This is a genomic window from Novosphingobium sp. PC22D (genome assembly GCF_002556635.1).
Lineage (GTDB): Bacteria > Pseudomonadota > Alphaproteobacteria > Sphingomonadales > Sphingomonadaceae > Novosphingobium.
On the sequence record NZ_MWMO01000012.1, the window covers coordinates 113,952 to 133,177 of the forward strand.

The 19,226-nt window shown below is 67.2% G+C and carries 21 protein-coding genes; 3 read left to right on the forward strand and 18 right to left on the reverse strand.

Annotated elements, in window-relative coordinates:
- The 5 genes from B2G71_RS16890 to B2G71_RS16905 form a co-directional block, all read right to left on the reverse strand.
- Positions 1-1,275: an MFS transporter gene (locus B2G71_RS16890; protein ID WP_240530196.1), complete on the reverse strand. Its 1,275-nt coding sequence runs from the start codon at positions 1,273-1,275 to the stop codon at positions 1-3.
- Positions 1,276-1,340: 65 nt separating this feature from the next.
- Positions 1,341-1,517, reverse strand: a complete 177-nt coding sequence (locus tag B2G71_RS24545) for a hypothetical protein (protein WP_240530197.1) — start codon at positions 1,515-1,517, stop codon at positions 1,341-1,343.
- A 17-nt stretch (positions 1,518-1,534) separates the two neighbouring features.
- A complete protein-coding gene (locus tag B2G71_RS24550) occupies positions 1,535-1,825 on the reverse strand; it encodes a VOC family protein (protein WP_240530198.1) in 291 nt (96 codons plus the stop codon).
- A 214-nt stretch (positions 1,826-2,039) separates the two neighbouring features.
- Positions 2,040-2,822, reverse strand: coding sequence for an SDR family oxidoreductase (locus B2G71_RS16900; RefSeq protein WP_098107830.1), 783 nt, complete (start codon positions 2,820-2,822; stop codon positions 2,040-2,042).
- A 25-nt stretch (positions 2,823-2,847) separates the two neighbouring features.
- Entirely contained in the window at positions 2,848-3,234 is a 387-nt protein-coding gene (locus B2G71_RS16905) for a VOC family protein (protein WP_098107831.1), read from the reverse strand.
- A gap of 191 nt (positions 3,235-3,425) precedes the next feature.
- Between B2G71_RS16905 and B2G71_RS16910 the strand changes: the two genes are divergently transcribed.
- Complete coding sequence (locus B2G71_RS16910; RefSeq protein WP_098107833.1) at positions 3,426-4,661, forward strand: CaiB/BaiF CoA-transferase family protein; 1,236 nt, start codon at positions 3,426-3,428, stop codon at positions 4,659-4,661.
- Positions 4,662-4,691: 30 nt separating this feature from the next.
- Here B2G71_RS16910 and B2G71_RS16915 read toward each other — a convergent pair whose 3' ends face one another.
- From B2G71_RS16915 to B2G71_RS16930, 4 genes are read right to left on the reverse strand one after another with little or no spacing between them, the layout of a single operon-like run.
- A complete protein-coding gene (locus B2G71_RS16915; protein WP_098107834.1) occupies positions 4,692-5,153 on the reverse strand; it encodes a hypothetical protein in 462 nt (153 codons plus the stop codon).
- Positions 5,154-5,194: 41 nt separating this feature from the next.
- Complete coding sequence (locus B2G71_RS16920; RefSeq protein ID WP_098107836.1) at positions 5,195-5,977, reverse strand: enoyl-CoA hydratase-related protein; 783 nt, start codon at positions 5,975-5,977, stop codon at positions 5,195-5,197.
- Positions 5,978-5,991: 14 nt separating this feature from the next.
- Positions 5,992-6,972, reverse strand: a complete 981-nt coding sequence (locus B2G71_RS16925; protein WP_098107837.1) for a nitronate monooxygenase family protein — start codon at positions 6,970-6,972, stop codon at positions 5,992-5,994.
- A gap of 17 nt (positions 6,973-6,989) precedes the next feature.
- Positions 6,990-7,175: a hypothetical protein gene (locus tag B2G71_RS16930; protein WP_206049436.1), complete on the reverse strand. Its 186-nt coding sequence runs from the start codon at positions 7,173-7,175 to the stop codon at positions 6,990-6,992.
- A 238-nt stretch (positions 7,176-7,413) separates the two neighbouring features.
- On the opposite strand from B2G71_RS16930, the gene B2G71_RS16935 reads away from it, so the two are divergent.
- Positions 7,414-8,838, forward strand: coding sequence for an aromatic ring-hydroxylating dioxygenase subunit alpha (locus B2G71_RS16935; RefSeq protein WP_098107839.1), 1,425 nt, complete (start codon positions 7,414-7,416; stop codon positions 8,836-8,838).
- Between the two features lie 122 nt (positions 8,839-8,960).
- Here B2G71_RS16935 and B2G71_RS16940 read toward each other — a convergent pair whose 3' ends face one another.
- The 9 genes from B2G71_RS16940 to B2G71_RS16980 all read right to left on the reverse strand — a co-directional run bounded on the left by B2G71_RS16940 (position 8,961) and on the right by B2G71_RS16980 (position 18,897).
- On the reverse strand, positions 8,961-10,697 hold the full coding sequence (locus B2G71_RS16940; RefSeq protein ID WP_168176393.1) for a sensor domain-containing diguanylate cyclase: 1,737 nt from the start codon (positions 10,695-10,697) through the stop codon (positions 8,961-8,963).
- A gap of 274 nt (positions 10,698-10,971) precedes the next feature.
- Positions 10,972-12,387: an NADH-quinone oxidoreductase subunit N gene (locus B2G71_RS16945; RefSeq protein ID WP_098107842.1), complete on the reverse strand. Its 1,416-nt coding sequence runs from the start codon at positions 12,385-12,387 to the stop codon at positions 10,972-10,974.
- Between the two features lie 3 nt (positions 12,388-12,390).
- Positions 12,391-13,890, reverse strand: coding sequence for an NADH-quinone oxidoreductase subunit M (locus B2G71_RS16950; RefSeq protein WP_098107844.1), 1,500 nt, complete (start codon positions 13,888-13,890; stop codon positions 12,391-12,393).
- On the reverse strand, positions 13,890-15,785 hold the full coding sequence (locus B2G71_RS16955; RefSeq protein ID WP_098107845.1) for a proton-conducting transporter membrane subunit: 1,896 nt from the start codon (positions 15,783-15,785) through the stop codon (positions 13,890-13,892). The genes B2G71_RS16950 and B2G71_RS16955 overlap by 1 nt, the downstream gene beginning before the upstream one ends.
- A complete protein-coding gene (gene nuoK / locus B2G71_RS16960) occupies positions 15,785-16,090 on the reverse strand; it encodes an NADH-quinone oxidoreductase subunit NuoK (RefSeq protein WP_098107847.1) in 306 nt (101 codons plus the stop codon). Before nuoK ends, B2G71_RS16955 begins: the two co-directional genes overlap by 1 nt.
- Positions 16,087-16,677 (reverse strand): NADH-quinone oxidoreductase subunit J, encoded by a 591-nt coding sequence (locus B2G71_RS16965; RefSeq protein WP_098107848.1) that lies wholly within the window; start codon positions 16,675-16,677, stop codon positions 16,087-16,089. Before B2G71_RS16965 ends, nuoK begins: the two co-directional genes overlap by 4 nt.
- On the reverse strand, positions 16,674-17,573 hold the full coding sequence (locus B2G71_RS16970; protein WP_098107850.1) for an NADH-quinone oxidoreductase subunit H: 900 nt from the start codon (positions 17,571-17,573) through the stop codon (positions 16,674-16,676). The genes B2G71_RS16965 and B2G71_RS16970 overlap by 4 nt, the downstream gene beginning before the upstream one ends.
- Positions 17,570-18,565, reverse strand: a complete 996-nt coding sequence (locus B2G71_RS16975; RefSeq protein ID WP_141521593.1) for a hypothetical protein — start codon at positions 18,563-18,565, stop codon at positions 17,570-17,572. Before B2G71_RS16975 ends, B2G71_RS16970 begins: the two co-directional genes overlap by 4 nt.
- Positions 18,556-18,897, reverse strand: a complete 342-nt coding sequence (locus B2G71_RS16980; protein WP_206049437.1) for an NADH-quinone oxidoreductase subunit A — start codon at positions 18,895-18,897, stop codon at positions 18,556-18,558. The genes B2G71_RS16975 and B2G71_RS16980 overlap by 10 nt, the downstream gene beginning before the upstream one ends.
- 74 nt (positions 18,898-18,971) lie before the next feature.
- Here B2G71_RS16980 and B2G71_RS16985 point away from each other — a divergent pair, with 74 nt between their 5' ends.
- Complete coding sequence (locus B2G71_RS16985) at positions 18,972-19,187, forward strand: hypothetical protein (protein WP_098107853.1); 216 nt, start codon at positions 18,972-18,974, stop codon at positions 19,185-19,187.
- The last annotated feature ends 39 nt before the right edge of the window (positions 19,188-19,226 follow it).

Below are 19,226 nucleotides of genomic sequence, written 5' to 3' on the forward strand. Positions count from 1 at the left end.
TCAGGTCCCCTGCCCGGCCTTTACTTCCTCCCAGTCGGGATAGGGGCCGAGCCCGAACAGCAGGAAGGCGCTGAACAGCGTGAGCCCGAAACCGCCCCACAGCATCGGCGCATAGGTGCCGAAAGCATCGAAGATGGCACCGCCGAGCACCGGGCCGAGCCCCGAACCGGCCGCGATCAGGCTGGCCATGGCCCCGAAGATCGTCCCGAACTTGCGCATGCCCGCGTAGGCGGCGGTCAGGAAGCCGACGAGTTGCAGCTTGGTCCCGCCCGCATAGCCGTTGATCATCAGCGCGGTGACGACCGCCCAGACCGGGGCGCCGGGCGTCAGCAGCAGGACGAAGCTCAGCGAGGTGGCCGCGATGGTCAGGCCGCCGACCCAGCGCGCCGCGAAGCGATCGAGCAAGGCGCCGGTGATCAGCTTGCCCGCGATGCCCGTCAGACCGGCGATACCCGCATAGGTCGAGGCGGTCGTGCGATCGACGCCCAGTTCGCTCAGGATCGGGATCTGATGCACGATCAGCGCGATGGTCGCGGTCATGATCACGAAGGTCGAGATCGAGATTCGCCACAACGCGGCACTGCGCCAGGCCTCGCGGACCGAAAGCCCCGGTACGTCGAGCAAGGGCGTCTTCGCGGCCGGATCGCGAAACGCCGCGGCGGGCGCCTTGCGCGAGGCCTCGTAGCCGTCGCGCAGCCAGATGAGGCAGAGCAGGATCGCCAGCGTGCCCCAGCCCGCGCCGAGCCAGACGAAGGCCATGCGCCAGCCGAACGCAAGGATCAGCCAGTTGGCAAGCGGAGGCGTGATCGCCTGCGCCAGCGCCGAGCCGCTCAGCACCAGTCCCAGCGCGAGCCCCCGCCCGGCATCGAAGGTGCTGTTGACCGCCGCCGTCCACACCGTCGACTTGGTCGCCAGCGCGGCGATGGCGTAGACAGTCCAGATCGCGAACCACTGGAAGGTCGAACCCGTGAGGCCGCTCAGGGAGACGATGACCAGCGCCAGAAGCACGAGCCCCGGCAGGGCCATGCGGCGCGTCCCCCACTTGTCTATGAAGATTCCGAACAGCGGCGAGAACAGGAAGGTCAGCACCGCCGCGATCGACACGCCCGAGGAAACGAGCGCGCGGCTCCAGCCGAACTCGGCGCTGATCGGCGCGATGAACAGCCCTGTCGCGGCGGTCATCACCGAAGTGAACGAAAAGCCGATCGCGGCGGCGAAAACCAGCGTCCAGTGCCGCCGGAACTCCCGCCGCGCCTGCTCCTTCCTTGCGTTCAAACTACCCCGCTCCGCGCTGCGTTGCGGGCAGGTGTCGGACTTCCGCGGTCATCTGGCCACATCGGTCAGGCCGCATCGGCGCGGGCCTTGAGTTCCTCGAGCGTGAAGCCGTTCGCCGGCATGCACTGCTGAATCTCGATCACGTTGCCTTCGGGATCGTAGCCGTAGAGCGTCTTGACGTGTCCGGCATCGACCCAGTCACGCTCGTTGAAGGTCATGCCGCACTTTCTGAGGTGGGCCATGTCGGTCTCGATGTCGGTCACGTCGATGCAGAAATGGTATAGCCGCGATCGTTGGGGCGCAGCGGCCTGTCGATTTCGGGTGGCGGCGCGGCGTATTCGAACATCTCGATGTAGCATTGGCCGGCGCGCAGCATGCAGCCCTTGGCGGCCGAACCCTTGACGTCGACGATCACGTCCATGACCGGCTCGTCGGACCATGCGAAGCCATTCTCATCGACCGGCTCGAAGCCGAACGCCTCGCAATAGAAACGCTTCATTCGCTCCAGATCGCGGCAGTTCATGCCGATGTGATGGATGCCCCGGATCATGCGCACGTCTCCCGAATTGATTTTGCCCGAGTATCTCCGAGACGGTGATCCGAAGCAATGGCGCCGGCTTGACCCCTTGGGCCGAGGACCGATACCGAACGCGCACCATTTCCGCGATTGGCCGCGAGCATGCGAACCGGCCCCCAACCTGTCATTCGCCGGCATGCCCTCGCGCGGCGCGTCCCGGTCACGGCGTGCGACGATCGGGCCAGAATCACCCCTCGTCCGGCTCGACCCACTTGGTGCGGGTGACACGCGGGCTGAGGTACTTGGTCGCGGTCCAGCCGCCGTCGACGACGATAGACTGGCCGTTGATCATCTCGCTGCCAGGCAGGCAGAGGAACGCGATGACGCTGGCGATGTCGTCGGGCTCGGCGAGCCGGGGATAAGGCGTCGTCTCGACGTTGATCCGCTTGAAAGCCTCGTCCTCGAAGCGATGCGCGACCATCTCGGTTCGCGTGACACCGGGCGCGACGCAGTTCGAGCGGATGCCGCGCGGGCCGTATTCGCAGGCCATGTGCTCGGTCAGCGACTTGAGGCCACCCTTCGCCGCCGAATAGGCGCCCCCGCGCCGCCCGCCGATATGCGCGAACGTGGAGGTGACGTTGACCACGCTCGCGCCCTCGCCGAGATGGGGAATGACGTCGCGGCAGAGCCGGAACGGCGCGACCAGCATGACGTCGAGGAAGCCGTCGAGCGTCTCGTCGTCGGTCTCGTCGAGCGGCTTGGGGCTGCCCACGCCCGCGTTGTTGACCAAGCAGTCGATCCGTCCGAAGCGGGCCAGGGTCTGCTCGACGATCCGGCCCGGCGCGGCCGGATCGGTGACGTCGGCCGAGATCGCGAGCACCCTGTCGGGATCACCGATCTCCGCCTCCAGCGTCGCCAGCTTGTCCTTGCTGCGGCCCACGCCGACGATGGCCATGCCGTCCGCGGCGAGCAGCTTGGCGGTCGCCAGGCCGATGCCGCTGCCAGCGCCGGTGATGATCGCGACTTTCATTGCTTCGTTCACGCCGCTCTCCGCCTCAGGCTTCGGGACCGGTGCGGTAGGCGCACAGCTTGTTGCCGTCGAGATCGCGGAAATAACAGCCGAAGAAGCCGCCTTCCGGCCCGCGCCAGCCCGGCGCGCCTTCGTCCTTGCCGCCCAGTTCGAGCGCCTTGTCGTACATCGCGCGGATCAGATCAGGAGTGTCGAGCAGGAACGAGATCATGGTTCCGTTGCCGACGGTCGCCGGCTCTCCGTTGAAGGGGGCGACGACGCCGAACATCGGCTTGTCGGGCGCCGCGCCGTAGACGCGGCCGCCGCTGGGATGATCGAAGACCTTGCCGGCGCCGATCACCGGCATCAGCGCATCGTAGAATTCCAGGGCCCTGGGCAAGTCGTTGCTGCCGACGAGCGCGTATCCGATCATGTCTCTCTCCTCGCTGTGCCCGGGCTGGGCCGGGCACGGTTCGCGTCGCGGTCATAGCCACGGCGGCGCCCCCGTGTCGAGGCATTCAATGGACAACACTGTTGCGCAGAACCCCTTCACCGGCGCGGAAAGGCGGTATAGGGACACGGGCGAATCCAAGGGGCACGAGATTGGCGGAGAGGATCGCGACGATGAGCAAGAGCGCACTGGACGGAATCCGGGTTATCGACATGAGCCGGGTCTTCGCCGCGCCGGTCGGCGCGCAGATCCTGGGCGACCTGGGCGCCGACGTGATCAAGCTCGAGCGCCCCGGCGTCGGCGACGACGGGCGCGGCTACGGCACCGCCTGGGTCGAGGGCAAGGACGGCATCGAGACTCGCCAGTCGAGCTTCTTCACCGTCTCCAACCGCAACAAGCGCTCGGTCACGCTCAACCACACCAAGCCCGAGGGCCAGGAGATCGTGCGCAAGCTGGTCGAGAGCGCGGATGTGCTGATCGAGAACTACAAGGTCGGCGACCTCGCGCGCTTCGGGCTCGATTACGAGAGCCTGAAAGAGATCAACCCGCGGCTGATCTATTGTTCGGTGACGGGCTTCGGCCAGACCGGCCCGATGGCGGCGCTGCCGGGCTACGACGGTCTGTTCCAGGCGACCGGCGGGATGATGGCGGTGACCGGCATTCCCGATGGCCAGCCGGGCGCGGGTCCGCTCAAGGCGGGGCCGAGCCTCGTCGACTTCATCACCGGCCACAACACCGCGCTCGCGATCATGGGCGCGCTGCTCTACCGCGCGCAGTCGGGCGAAGGACAGTACATCGACATCGCGCTGCTCGACACCTCGGTGGCGATGGTCAGCCACATCATGCAGGACTACCTGATCTCGGGCGTGCCCCCGCAGCGGCTCGGCAACGGCGGCAACGGCGGTGGTCCTGCCGACCTCATCTACTGCTCGGACGGGATCATCTATCTCACCGCCGGCACCGACGAGCACTATCGCCGGCTGACCGTGCTGATGGAGCAGCCCGAGCTGTTCACCGATCCGCGCTTCGATTCCAACTTCAAGCGCGGCAAGACCAACCGCGCCGAATTGATGGACATCATCAACGCATGGAGCCGTCAGTTCACCCAGGCCGAAGTGCAGGCCAAGCTCGACGGCGCGGGCATTCCGGCCGCAAGGTACAACGAATTGCCCGACGTCTGGGAGGACGAGCAGGTCCAGTACCGCGAACTGCGCGCGCGCACCCCGCACGCCTTCGCGGCAGCGGGCTACGTCGATCTCATCCGCAGCCCGCTCGCGCAGATGTCGGCCAGCCCGGCAACGATCCGCCTGGCGCCGCCGATGCTGGGCGAGCACACAGACGAAGTGCTGGGCGAACTCGGCTACGACGAGGCAGGCATCGCCGCGCTGCGCGAAGCGAAGATCGTCTGAGGGAAGGCCGCCCGGCCAGCCCGAAGCGGTTCAACCGGCCGCCGTCGCAGCGTCGGCCGCCTCGGCGATCCACTTTCCGCTGTCGGTCGCCTGCTCGTAGATGTCGAGATGGACGATGCGGGCGTCCCCATCGAAGCGGTAGACCGCGATCACGTTCTTGCGGATGAAGGTGTCGCCACGCCAGTGGCGTTCCTCGATCTCCTGGAACACGCTGTCACCCGCCTCGGTGACGCGGTACTCGGTCATCTCGAAGCGCGTGCCGCCCTTGGCCCAACCGGTGAGGAAAGCGCGGTACTGGTCCCAGTCGAGCTCCTCGAGATAGGCGCCCACGCGTTTGAAGCGATCCACCGCGACGAACTCGGCGACCGGAGCCCAGTCCTCGGGCGAGCTGACGCCCGCCGCGAGCACGCGCCCCTGCGCCGCGACGAAGGCCCTGACCGCTTGCGTGAGCGGACCGGGTTCGCTGCTTATATCGGTCGCTGTCGTCTGCATGCCCCCTCCCCCAAAGGCCGCGCGGGATACCTGACCGCCGATCAGGTCCCCTTGAACACGGGCTTGCGCTTTTCGCCGAAGGCGGTGACGCCTTCGATGAAGTCGTCGCTGCGCCCCGCCGCGCGCTGCATGCGGCGTTCGGTGTCGATCGCGGCCTCGAAGCTGCCGTCGAGCGCGTCCCAGGCCATGCGCTTCATCATGCCGAGCGAGCGCGGCCCCGCCGCAAGCTCGCGCGCCATCGCCATGGACGCGTCTTCGAGATCGTCATCCGCGACGACCTTGGTCGCAAGCCCCCAATCGAGAGCCTTCGCAGCCGAAAGCTTCTCGCCCAGCAGCATGAGCTGCATCGCCCGCACGCGGCCGACCGCGCGGCTCAGCAGCCAGGTCGCGCCGCCGTCCGGAACGAGGCCGACGTGGCGGAAGGCAAGATAGAAATAAGCGCCCTCGCCCATCACGACGATGTCGCCCGCCGCCGCGAGGCCGGCGCCGTAACCCGCCGCAGCGCCACGAATCGACGTGACGACCGGCATCTCGATCTGCTTGATGGCGACCAGCACGGCGTTGAGCGAGAGTTCGAGCTGCTCGCCGAAATCGCGGCGCGGATCACCGAGGATCTTCGCCGCGGCACCGAGATTTCCACCGGAACAGAATGCCTTGCCCTCGCCGGTCAGCAACACCGCGCGCGCCTCGGCCGAGGCGCGGTCGAAGGCATCGACGAGTTCGAAGCCCATGTCGGGGTTCGCCGCGTTCATCGTCTTGGGATCGTCCATCGCGATCCGTGCGACCCCGTCGGTCAGGGCATAGGTGATCCACTTGTAGTCCATCTGTTTCGCTCCGTTCAGGCCAGCATTCCGCCGAGACGCGATGTGACGATCTCGCGCGCCTCGCCGACGATGCGCTCGATGAGTTCCTGGCAAGTGGGAATGTCGTGGATCAGGCCCTGCACCATGCCCGCCCAGAAGATGCCGGCATCGACATCGCCGTTCTTGAGCATCTCGCGGCCGACCGCCCCGGCGACGAGGTGCTTGATGTCCTCGAACTCGGAATCGGGCCGCGCCGAGATCTCGACGACCTTGTCCGAGACCGAGTTCTTGCCGACCCGCGCGGTGTTCTTGAACTTGCGGAAGATGAGGTTGGTGCCGCGCTCGTCGTTACCGACGTAGAGCGCCTTGATGTTGTCGTGGATCGGCGCTTCCTTGGTGGCGCAGAAACGCGTGCCCATGTTGATGCCCTCTGCCCCCAGCGCCAGCGCCGCCGCGAGCCCGCGGCCGTCGCCGAAACCGCCCGAGGCAAGCATCGGGATCTTCACCTTGTCCGCCGCCGCGGGGATCAGGATCAGCCCCGGGATATCGTCCTCGCCGGGGTGGCCGGCGCATTCGAAGCCGTCGATCGAGATCACGTCGCAGCCGTGCCGTTCGGCCGAGAGCGCGTGGCGCACCGCGGTGCACTTGTGCAGGATCTTGATCCCGTGCGGCTTGGCCATTTCCCAGATCTCGCGCACCTGCTGGGTGCCCGCCGTCTCGAAGATCTTCACCCCGCCGTCGATCGCCGCCTTGGCGTAGCCGGCGTAGTCGGGCGGCAGGATCGTTGGCAGCACGGTGATGTTCACCGCGAAGGGCTTGTCGGTCATCGACCGGCAGCGCTCGATCTCCTCGCGCAGCGCCTCCGGGCTCGGCTGCGTCAGCGCCGTCAGAGTGCCGAGACCGCCGGCATTCGAGACCGCGCTCGCGAGTTCAGCAAGGCCCACGCCTTGCATGCCGCCCTGAACGATGGGGTGCTCGATCTCGAGCATTTCGGTGATGCGGGTCTTGAATGCCATTGCGGTCTCCTGGTTGTTCAGGCCGGAACTTCATCGAATGGCATGCCTTTGTCGGGACGGCGGCCCTGCGGCAAGCCCAGAATCTTCTCGGCGATGGTGTTGAGCGGCATTTCCCCGGCAGCACCGGCGATGCGCAAGCACGGAGCGGCGAACACGCGGCCGCCCTGCACGCCGGTCGTCGGCCGCGCGTCGTCATGAAGCACCGGAACGTCCTCCCTCGCCGCCGGGCTAGGCGATGGCGGCGCCGCCATCAAGCGCGCACCCGCATGCTTGCGGCCAGCGCGTTTGTCTGCGCGGGCAGCTCCGCATCGGTGCTGCCGCCACAAACAAGGCCAACAACCGCACCAGCGATACAGCCTGCGGCTCAGGCCATTGCACGGTCGCCCCGGTGCTGTACTCTTGTTCAGTATAACAAGACTCGCGTTCCAGAGAGGTGTGAGAGTGCTCAAATCAGCTGACGGCGGACTGCGGTCCGTGCCTTTCCCGATCGAGGATCCCGAGCGCATTCCCGCGCCGCGCTATTACGACCAGGAATTCTACCAGGCGGAACTCGACCACTTGTGGCCGCACGTCTGGCAGATGGCCTGCCGGCTCGAGCAGATCCCCGAGATCGGCGACTGGGTCGAATATTCCAACGTCGGCACCTCGGTCATCATCGTGCGCACCGCCGATGGGGTGAAGGCCTGGCACAACGCCTGCCGCCACCGCGGCGTGCCGTTCGCGGGCGGCACCACGGTCGACTGCTCGCACGCCACCGCGCACGGCAATTGCGCGAAGAAGGGTTTCATCTGCCCGTTCCACGGCTGGCGCTGGAACATGGACGGCAAGAATACGCTCGTCTACGCCGAGCAGATCTTCTCCGAGCGCCAGCTCGAGGAAGACGACATCCACCTGATCGGCTGCCGGGTCGAAACCTGGGGCGGCTGCGCCTGGATCAATCTCGACGATGACGCGCCGAGCCTGCGCGAATCGCTCGGCCCCGTGGCCGACCGGCTCGAGGCGAACGGGCTCCACAAGACGCGGGCCGAGTGGCACTACGGCACCGTGCTTCCGGCGAACTGGAAGATCGCGATGGAGGCCTTCATGGAAGGCTACCACGTTCTCCAGACGCATCCGCAGCTCCACTATCGCACCCCCGAGCTCTATTCCCAACGCTACGGCGGGATCGACGACGTGAAGACCGCGCCCGCGCCGACCAACCTTGCCGAGATGATCGAAGCCCAGCTCGACGGCATGCAGCTCCTGAGCGAAGGCATGGCTGGAATGATCCATCAAAAGGAGGTCGACATCGCGCGCTCGGTGCCAATCGACGGCCTGCCGCAGGACGATCCCGCCGCCGCCATGCAGATGTGGTTCGGCATGGTCATGGGCGCGATCACCAAGACCCTGCAGGAGCGCGGCGAGGACGTGCCCGATCTCATCCAGGTCAAGCAGTCCGACCCGGTCAACGCGGTCGAGTTCCTGTTCCCGCATTACTTCCTGCTGCCGACCTTCACCTCGTTCTCGGCCTACCGCATCCGTCCGCTCGGGCCCGAACACTGCTTCTTCGAGATCTGGTCGCTGACGCAGTTCCCCAAGGGCGAGGAGCCCGATCCGGTGATGGAGCCGACCGTCCTGCCCTTCGACAGCGCGGATTTCCCGCCGATCCCGCGTCAGGACTATTCGAACATCCCGATCCAGCAGCAGGGGCTGCACGCCAAGGGATTCGAGTTCATGCGCCTCTCCAAGGACCGCGAGGGCATGATCAGCAACTACCAGCGCCTGATCGACGGCTACCTCGCGGGTGTGCCGCAAGACAAGCTGGCCAAGGCCAACAACGAACTCGGCGACAATTTCGACGGCGTGATCAAGGACCTCGGCTTCTGAACGACGGCGGCTCCAAAGCCGCCGTCACCGCTCCTTGTCATTTTGTCAGCGAGACGGTTTGAGAAGCATCTTGGCGATCGCCACTGGCCTGCGCCAGGCAAAGTCTGATGGGTGCGCAGTCTTCAGCTACCGGTAAGGGCGAGCGCTCGGCCTCGCCCTGGGGGCGCGCCGTCCTGATCGAGGACGACGCGGTCACGTCCCTGGTTCTTGGCAAGGTAGAGCGCGGCATCGGCGCGCCGGTAGAGGGCGCGGAAGTCTTCGTCTCCCTTCCGTCGGGCAATGCCGATGCTGGCCGTCACCGCCAATGGAGCCGGGCCGGTCGAAAAGTCCGCCTCGCCGATCTCGCGGCGCAGGTTGTCGGCAAAACGCAGTATCTGGAAAGCGGTCATTCCCGTGACGAGAATGGCAAACTCCTCTCCGCCGAACCTTGCGACGGTGCAGGTCTTGTCCTGACGGCGCGCGAGCAATTCGGCGATGGCCGTCAGTACTCGGTCGCCGGCCTCGTGCCCGATTGCGTCGTTTATCGACTTGAAGTGATCGATGTCGACCAGGAGCAACGCCGGCGCCGGTCCTTTCGACCCGCCGCGCGCAAGGACCGCGCCCACCGCTTCGAAAAACCCGCGCCGGTTGTTGAGGCCTGTCAACGGATCGAGCCTCGCGAGGTTCTTGGCATCGGCCATCGCTCTTCGCGCCATGTCCCGTTCGATCCGAAGGCGAAGATGCGTCCTTGAAGCGGCGACGGACAGCCAGACAGTCTGGCATGCCGACGCGAACAGCACGAGCAGTTGCGATCCGCCACCCCACAACAGTCCGTCGGTATCGACCAGTTGCACCAGCGCCAGTGCCATCATGGGAACAGACCATCCCGCCGCGAACATCCGCGCTTCCTTGTTCCCTCTTCGCCAGGCCATGACCAGGCAGGCGGCGACGAGCAGGAGGTCCAACACCATGAGTCCGCCCACAAGATCGGCATAGGCAAGGATCGGTCCTGACCTGACGAACGCCAGAGGCAGGCCCAACAGTCCGATGACGACGGCCGTTGCCAGCGCGGCCTTCCCGAGCCTGTCCGGCGTGCCGCCCGGCGCCACCGCGAGGACCGCGCCTGCCGTCGCAAGGGTCACCGCCAGACACGAGAGCGCGGTGCAAAGCTGCGATGAAACGGTGCCTGCCATGGCGGGCCACAGAAACAAGTGGAACTGCGACCAGATCGCGCCCCAGGCAACCATGCACAGCGCCCAGGCGCCATGCCAGAACGCGAAGCGCCGGCGAGAGGCGACAGCGAGGCCGAAGTTGTAAGACGCGCCGATCAGAAGAAGCGTGAGAGCCGCGCCGATGGATGCGGCGAGCAGGGTGAACTGGGCGGAGCTTTCAGCACGATCAGTCAGCGATATTCGCAGGAGGCCCGTGCTGGCCAACCGATCCAGGCGAAGAACGACGTGGCTGAGGCCCGTCTCGCGCACGGGCGCCTCGAAGGCGATCTGGCCGCCGGGACGCCAGTGACTGTGGTAGTCGCCACTCGTCACCGTCTCGTCCCATCGCGATCCATCTTCGTAGACGAACTCGGCCTGGAGGCGATCGAAGCGGGAGTTATGGACCTTGAGCACCGTCTCGCCGCGGGCATTGCCGAGCCCGCTCAGGTCGAACCGAAGCGCCAGTCTGGCCTTCTGATAGTCGCTCGGTTCTCCGCTGCATTCAAAACGATCCGGGGCGACCGGGGGCTCGCCGATCCGGCTGACGGAAAAACAGGCCCTGCCCGCATCGAGGCGCGTCTCCGCGGACACGGGCGTCGCGGCGACGAGAGCCAGGCTCGAAAGCGCAACGGCCAGGATGAGCTGGCGCAAGGCGGCTGTCAGAAACATATCGATCGCCATTGTGGCCTTGCGATCGCTTATATTGCGTTACCACCACTGCCAACGACGAATTCCGGACGCCACGCGGCGGCATCGAGCGCGTGCCGGCGGGCTCGATGCCGCGCTCACACCGTCGAGGAGAAGCGTCGCACCAGCGACGGGCCCGGCATTTCCGGAGGCGATTGCCAGTGCTCGGTCGATGTGGCCAGGACTTGTGGCCGAAACGAGAAACCCGGCGCTTTGCGAGTTCCTCGTAACGCGCGAGGAGAGCGTACCGTGGAGGTCACGTCTGGAGCAGGCCGGTGGCCGTGGCGAAAAAGTCGAGCGCGATCCCCGCGGCCAGACCAATGAGAAGGGTGAGCAACGCCGTGACGACAACCGCCGTGCCGCTCGTCCAGCCCAGAACGCTTATCGGCCGCCCAGATCGCCCGAAATACGCCTGGCCAATGACCCGCAGGTAATAGAACAGCGAGATCACGGTGTTGGCGACGGCCAGGACCGCGAGCCAGCCATAGCCACCGTCGAGTGCGGCGAGGAACACGGTCAGCTTTCCTACGAACCCCGCCAGCGGCGGTACGCCCACCAGCGAGAACAGCGCGAGAATCAGTCCGGCGGCCTCCCAAGGACGATCCCGCCATAGCCCGGCGTAATCCGCGATCCGCGTGCGCCCCCGCAGATGCGTGACCACTGCGAACGCCGCGAGATTGGCGATGGCATAGCCGAGCAGGAACATGAGCAGCGCCGGAATGGCTTCCGGACTGCGCCCGGCAACCGCCACGGCGACCAGCGCATAGCCCGATTGCGAGACCGAGGACCAACCGAGCAGGCGGCGCAGGTCCTGCTGCCAGAGCGCCGCGAGATTGCCGAGCGTCATGGTGAGCACGGCCAGCACCGCGATCAGCGGGCGAAGGTCCAGGACGTCGGCGGGAAACAGCGTGACCAGCCGCGCCAGCGCCACGGCCGCGCCGATCTTGGGGATGACGGTGAGGAACGCGGCGGAAGGCGCCGGTGCGCCCTCGGCGACGTCCGGCATCCAGGCGTGGGCCGGCACGGCTCCCATCTTGAACAGGACGCCGAGCACGATCAGTCCGGCGCCCAGATCGAGCAGCGGCGATGCGGCACCTTCGGCAAGCGCCGCGGCGATCTGTCCGTAGCGCGTGTCGCCGAGCATGCCGAATACCAGCGCGATGCCTACCATCAACACGGTGTTGGCGAAGGCGCCGATCAGGAAATATTTCATCCCCGCCTCGACCGAGACCGACCAGGCGCGGTGATAGGCGGCCAGCGCATAGCCGGTGATCGAGGACAGCAGCACGGCGACGGAAAGTTCGAGCAGATCCGCCGCGCCGGCCATCAGCATGGCGCCTGCGGCCGAGAACAGCAGCAGCGTGTAATATTCGCCGTGGCGCCGATCGCCGGCCATCCAGTGCGGCGCCATCAATGCGACGAGGCCGGTGCCGCCCGCGATCATGACGCGCGCCCAGATCGCGGGCGCGTCGAGAGCCCAGGCACCGGAAAAGCTTGATTTTGGGGCATCGCCGAGCTGGTTCAGGCACAGCAGCAGGCTTGCGATCGCGCCGGCCACCGCCATCGCCGCGCACCAGCCCTGCGCCCGCTGCGGCACGAAGGACGCGAAGAGCAGCGCCGCCACTCCCGCCAGGACGAGACAGATTTCCGGCAGGACGTCTCCGATCGGCACCGCTCAGCCTGCTCCGCCGACCAGCATCCGCGCCGATGCCATGATCGGCTCCAGCAACCAGGCCGGATAGACCCCGATGACCACAACCAGCGCCAGCAGCGCTGCCAGCACGACCGTTTCGGAGCGCGAGAGGTCCGGAAAGCCGCGGCCGTCCGGCAGCTTGCGATCACCGAAGAAGAGCGCGCGCACCATCGTCAGGAACAGCGCGGCGGTGAGGAGGATACCGAACAGCGCCAGACCCGCGAGCCAGGGGTGGACCGCGAAGGTGCCGGCGAAGATCTGGAACTCCGCCACGAATCCCGCGAGCCCCGGCAGGCCGAGGCTGGCGAAAGCCGCGAGAATGAAAGCGGCCGTCAGCTTCGGCGCCACGCCCGCGAGGCCACCGTAATCCGCCATCGTGTAACTTTGCGTGCGCTGCCAGAAGCTGCCTGCCATCAGGAACAGCGAGCCGGTGATGAGACCGTGGGCGACCATCTCGACCACCGCGCCGGTCAGCGCCAGCGCCCTGGCCGCCTCGTGCCCCGCCACCAGCGATCCGGCGGCGGCGATGCCGAGCACGGTATAGCCCATGTGATTGACCGAGGTATAGGCGATGCGCCGCTTGATGCTGGTCTGCCCCAGCGCCACCAGCGCGCCCCACAGGATCGAGGCGAGTGCGATGAGGCCGATCCACAGCGCATAGCGCGCGAACGTCTCGTGCATCATCGCCAGCGGGATGCGCAGCAGGCCGAAGGTGCCCATCTTGAGCAGCACGCCGGCCAGGATGGTGGAGGCCGGCGCCGGCGCCTGAACATGCGCGGGGGGCAGCCACGTGTGCACGGGGAACAGCGGCGTCTTGATGCCGAAGCCGAACACGAAGCCGAGGAGTACGAGCCCGCCGCGCAGGTCCATGCCGGCGAGCGGCTGACGTGCGATCAGTTCGCGCATGTCGAAGGTCAGCGGGCCCTCGCCGGCGAGCACGAGCCCGAGGACCGCCAGCAGGATCGCGAGTGAACCGGCGAGCGTGTACAGAAAGAATTTAAGCGCCGCGCTTTGCGAATCGCCGTGGCCCCAGCGGCCGATGAGAAAATACATGCCCACCAGGCTGAGGTCGAAGAACACATAGAAAAGCAGCAGGTCGAGCGTCAGGAACACGCCCAGTGACACGCCGGCGAGAAACAGGATCCAGGCGTAATATTCGCGCGCGCGCTCACCCAGCTCTATCGGCCAGGCGGCGGCGGCGACGAACAGGAGCGCGCTCATCGTCGCCACGACCAGCGCGATGCCGTCCACGCCCATCCGCCAGGCGACTCCCAGCGCGGGTATCCACGGCGCTTCCTCGATATGCTGGAACAACGGTGCGCCGGGCGAAGCATCGAACCCGATCCAGGCTGCAACCAACAGCGCGAAGGGGACGGCGCTGAGCGCAATCGCGGTGGCGCGCGCGGCGCGCGTGCCGGCGGAAGTCCACAGCGACAGGACGAATGCGCCGATCAGCGGCACGAGAATGGCCAGGCTCAACATCAAGCGGTCCCCCAGAAGACAAGAGCGACGATCAGCAGGATGCCGCCCGCGACGGTCGCATAGTATTGGTGCGTCATGCCGGTCTGCATCCGCACGGCGAGGCGGCCGCCGGTGCCGACGCCGCCGGCGGTCGCTTCCGGCAAGGCATCGGCGAGCCGTTCACCCATGCCGCTCGAAAGCTGCGCCAGCCATCGACCGAAGGCGCTGCTTGCGCGCACGCCGCGATCGACGACGGCACCGTCACCGCGTGCGAACAGCCGTGCCGCCGCCCTGCCGAGCACCGCAGCGCCTCGCGCGGGTGAGTCCACGATCCGGTCGTCCGCAGCGGCTGCCGTGCTGGCGAGCGCGAAAGCCGGCCGGGTCACCCCTGCGTCGATAAGCGTCGGCAAGCCCATCCAATCCGCCATCTTCGACGCGACACCTCGCGTGCCGAGCTCCGACCGGCGTGCCAGCGCGGCTCCCGCGACGATGCCGCCGGCGATCAGCGCCAGCGACAGCGGCAGTTCCCATGCCTCGGCGTGCGGCAGTCGCGCGTCCCACGTCCGGGCGAGCGAATCGTGGAAGCCGGGAAGCCACAACAGTCCGAGGACCAGGCTGGCCAGCGCGAGCAGCAGCAAGGCGGCCTTTTCGATCGCTCCTGGCCGACAGGTTCCATCCATGCCGTCGCGCCCGAACGCCGCAAGCTGGAAGCGCGTGGCGTACGCGGCGCTCAGCGCGCCCGCCAGCATCACCGCGATCGCCAGCAGCGACGAATGCTCACCGGCGGCGCTGGCGATCTCCTCCTTGGTCCATGCACCGCCCAGCGGGGGCACGCCGGCGAGCGCGAGCGCGCCGATCGCGCTCGCCGCCGCCGTCAGCGGCAAGGCACGGCCGAAGCGCATGTGGCGAAGCTGGTAGTCGCCCGCGCGTTCGCCTGCGACCCCGGCCGCGAGGAACAACAGCGCCTTGAAGAAGCCGTGGGTCAGCAGGTGAACGATCGCGATCAGCGGATACCCTGCGCCCGTCGCCACGAACATCAGACCGTAATGCGCCGAGGTGGAACCGGCGAGCAACTTCTTCGCATGCGGCTGGATCAGCGCCACGCCGCCGCCGGCGAGCGCGGTCAACAGTCCGATCGCGATCACGGCGGGACCGAACCATAAGACCGGCGCCAGCAGCGGTTGAAGCCGGGCAAGCAGATAGGCGCCAGCCGCCACCATGGTTGCCGCGTGAAGCAGCGCGGAAACGCTCGTCGGCCCGTCCATCGCGCGGAAAAGCCAGGGCGCGAAAGGGATCTGGCCGGACTTCGAGGCCGCCGAAAGCAGCACGCCTGCCGCCACGAGCGCCAGCAGCCCCGGCGGCATCTGCGCCAGGTCAGCGAAGGCGAAGCTGCCGCTGCCAGCGAACGTCGCCATGGCGGCCAGGAACAGGCCGAGGTCACCCGCGCGTGTGACGATGAAGGCGAAATTTGCCGACGCGGGTGGCGCGTCCTCGTGCCCGCGGTGCCCGATCAGGGCCCAGGAACAGGCGCCGACCAGCTCCCAGCCGATCAGCAGCGTCAGGAAGTCCGCCGCGATCACGAGAAGCTCCATTCCGCCCACGAAGACCAGCATCAGCGCGATCAGCCGGCGCAGCCCCGGCCGGTGCTCGTGCTGCGCAGCGTAAGCAACGACCATCGCGGCGACGGCGGGCACCAGCATGGCCACGGCGTGCGCCAAGGGCGTCAACCCGGCGCGAAGGGTCAGCCCGCCGCCCCAGGGCAGAACCGTACCGGCATCCGGTGCCGCCAGGATGGCGAGGCCGAGCGTCAGGGCCAGAACTCCAGCCGGCCAGGCCGTCAACCAGCCGCGTGAGCGCGGCCCCATCCCCGCCACCAGGCCGCCTGCCACGGGCCACAGGAAGAGGGCCCAGAGCATCACTCCTTCAGGGTTCCCAGTTTCTCGGTTGTATCGGCCTGGCGGCGGCGGAAGACCGCCGTCACGAGGGCGAAGCCGACCGCCATCTCCACCGCCATCACCGCCATGACCACGATCGCCAGCACCTGGCCGCGGGGCGGGCCGCCTGCGCCCAACGACCAGAAGGCGATGACGGCGAGAAGCACGCCGTTCAGGATCAGCTCCAGGCCCATCATCAGCATCACGAAGCTCTGCTGCGACAGCGCGCCATAGAGCCCGATGCCGATCAGCGCGGCGGCGACGATCAGGACCGCGGTCAGGGTCATTCGTCCTCCTGCTCGCTTTCGGGAACGCGGCCAGCGGGCTCACCGCCCGGCTCCAGCCCCGGCGGGCGCGATCCCTCGTCGGAGGGGCCGAAGCGGCCGCTACGCGCGGACAGGACGACGCTGGCCACCATCGCCGCAAGCAGGGTGACGCCCGCGCTTTCGAAAACGAGCATCGACGGGCCGAGCAGTTCGTGCCCCAGATCGCGGATCACCGGCGCCTGGCGCGCGACCTTCTCGTGCGGAAGGTCCGTGAACAGCACAGCGACCGTGAGGCCGACGAACGCCGTCGCAGCCGCGCCGATCGAAAGCCGGTTCTGGTGCACCATGCTCATCGGATTGAGCCCCGCCGGGTTCATCATGAACATGACCATGAACAGCGCCATCACCATCATTTCGACAGCCATCATGAACACCGTCGCCATGCCGATGTAAGGCGCGGCCAGCATCAGCATGATCGCGGCGACCGCGATGAACGAGAGCATCAGGAGGAAGGAGGCGCGCACCATGCTGTCGGTGCGGAAGACGCGCCAGCCGCTGACGACGGCGACCGCGGAAAGAACGTAGAAGGCAAGGTCGGCGGCGGTCACGGCAGAGCCTCGACGCCGGCGATGACGAGATCGAGGAACGACAGCGGCAGCAGCACCAGCCACAGCGCCGCCATCATACGCGGCGCCGGCATACGCGCCAGATTGCGCCCGAGCCATGTCAGCACCAGCAGCAGCGCCGCCGTCTTGAGCGCGAGCCAGACCGGCCCCGGCAGCCACGGCCCCAGATAGCCGCCCAGGAACACGCTGGCACCCATCGCCGCGAAGGCCGTCAGCATCGCCAGCCGCGCAATGCCCCAGGCGAGGCGGTGGGGTCCGGACACTTCGGCGGCGGTTCCGCCGGAAAGATCGGCGGCATCGCCATAGTCCATCGGTCCGCGCAGGCTGATCGCAAGCCCGAGCAGGAGGAACAGCGGAAGCCCCAGCGGTTGCCGGACCACATTCCACAACGAGCGCTGCGATTCGACGATCGCGCCGACCGATAGCGATTGCGCCGGCAGCGCGGCCGCGATCAGCACGAACATGGACAGCAGCATCGCGGGAAGGCCGATCGCCACGAAGCGATAGCCGCCGATCAGCGGCAGCATCGAATTGGCAGACCATCCGTGCAGGAACACCGCGACGATCGTCAGTGCCTCGCATGCGCCCCACAGCACGATGCCGGTATCGAGCGGTGCTACGGCCAGCTCCGGCGCAAAGGGAACGACCGACAGCCCGGCGACGGCAAGCGTGAGGTAGGCAATGGGCGAAAGCACCCAGTTGAGTCCATCGGGATGCTCGGTGCGAACGCTTTGCTGGCTCAGCAGCCGTGCCGCTTGCAAAAGCGGCGCGAACACAGTGCCTGACGGGAAGCGGCGACCAGAAGCGAAACGCTCGGCAAGCGCCGAAAGCCATATGCCGGCGGCCAATAGCGCGAAGACGAGCGGGATGGCCGTCATGCCGCCTTCTCCTCCTCGCCCTCTTCCGGCTCGGCGGCAGGTGCGATTCGCGAAAGTGTGGCGGGATCAAAGCTGGCGACGCGCAACAGCGCGGACTGCCATTCCATTCCCGCCAATCGGTCGACCAGGCATTCCTCGCCCGGATCGGGCGCCGCCCCCCGGCGCAAGGCGGCATCCAGCCGCGCGCGCACATCGGCCAGATCGGCCGGAAGGGCAAGCAAGGCGCCGCGCCGCCGCGCCGCCGCGACTAGCCCCTCGTCGTCGTCGCCCCGCGCGGCGGATATCCGCGCGCGCCGCGCAAGATCGGGAAGCCCGAGCAGTTCCAGGATGCGCGCCGCACGCAGCAATGGTTCCGATGCAATGCCGGATGCGGAGTAGGCGGGCGTCGCCACGCGCGCCTGCTGGATAACATCGCCCTGCAAGGTCAGCTCGAGCGAAAGGCCAGGCGGCAGCGTCCGGAGGAAGGGCCCGATGGTGACCGTCATCGCATCGAGCATCAGCCCGTCGCGCATTTCCTCACCCATCATCGCCATGGGACGTCCATAGGGAACGCCGCCCATCATGCCCTTGCCGCCCTGACCGTGATCGCCCTTGCCGCGCCACGCGTTGGGAGGTTCGTCGGGCAGCCAGTCCGGCTCCGACGCGCGCGCGCCGCGCAGGAGATCGCGATCGAGGCGACGGAGCTGGGGCACGGGATCGTCGCCTTCCGCGATGGTCACCGGGTCATGCACATCCGTGAGCGGCGCCGCGCCCCACCACGCCGTCGCGCGCGGTTGCGGCAACTGATCGTGAAGGCGGCACAGTGCGGAACGATCCGTGTCGCGGTAACGTCCCGCCACCAGCAGGATCGCGGCATGGCGAATGCTGTGCTGAAGCGAAATTCCGGGCGCCCGCGCCAGCCGCGCCGCCATCGCTTCTCCATCCCGGCCGCAGGCGACATAGACCGGTGTCGCCGACCGCTCGGCGAGACAGGCGAGCGCCCCTACTGCCAACGGAACACGCCTTCGCGCCAAGCGTAGATGATCCCGACGCCCAGGATCGAAAGGAACATTCCCATTTCGGCCAGCGCCTTGATGCCAGTCTCGACGTAGACGACGGCCCACGGATACATGAACATCATCTCCATCTCGAAAGCGATGAACAGCAACGTCATCGGATAATAGCGGATGTGAAAGCGCTGCCAGGCGTGCGCGGACTGGCTTCCGCCGCCCAGAAAGGGGACTTGCTGCGATTGCCCGTTCATACCGTCTCGCCGCAGGGTACACAGGAACAACGGCAGCACCAGCGCCGCGCCGACCGCCATCGCCAGGATCAGATTCGCCAAAGCGCCCATCTTTCGCTGTTCCCCTAGGCTTGCCATAGACGAACGCATTGGCCTTCCGAGAGTTTCTGCCCGGAATGGTCGATATCTGCGGGATCGCTCCCTCGTTTCTTTACGACAATGCAAACGCACTTGATGGGAAGCGCATAAAATCGCGGCAGTTGGACTTCGCGTTCGCGCGAGAGATCTTGCTGCCGAACAGTTCGGTCCTTGGCGACGAGACGAAGCGTTCCATCGCGGCATCATCCCGAACGTCGCGCGATATGCTCATCGAACAGGTGATGCCGCCATGAGCCCGGGACTCGGCAACTGCTCGCCAGCGTGCGTGCCCC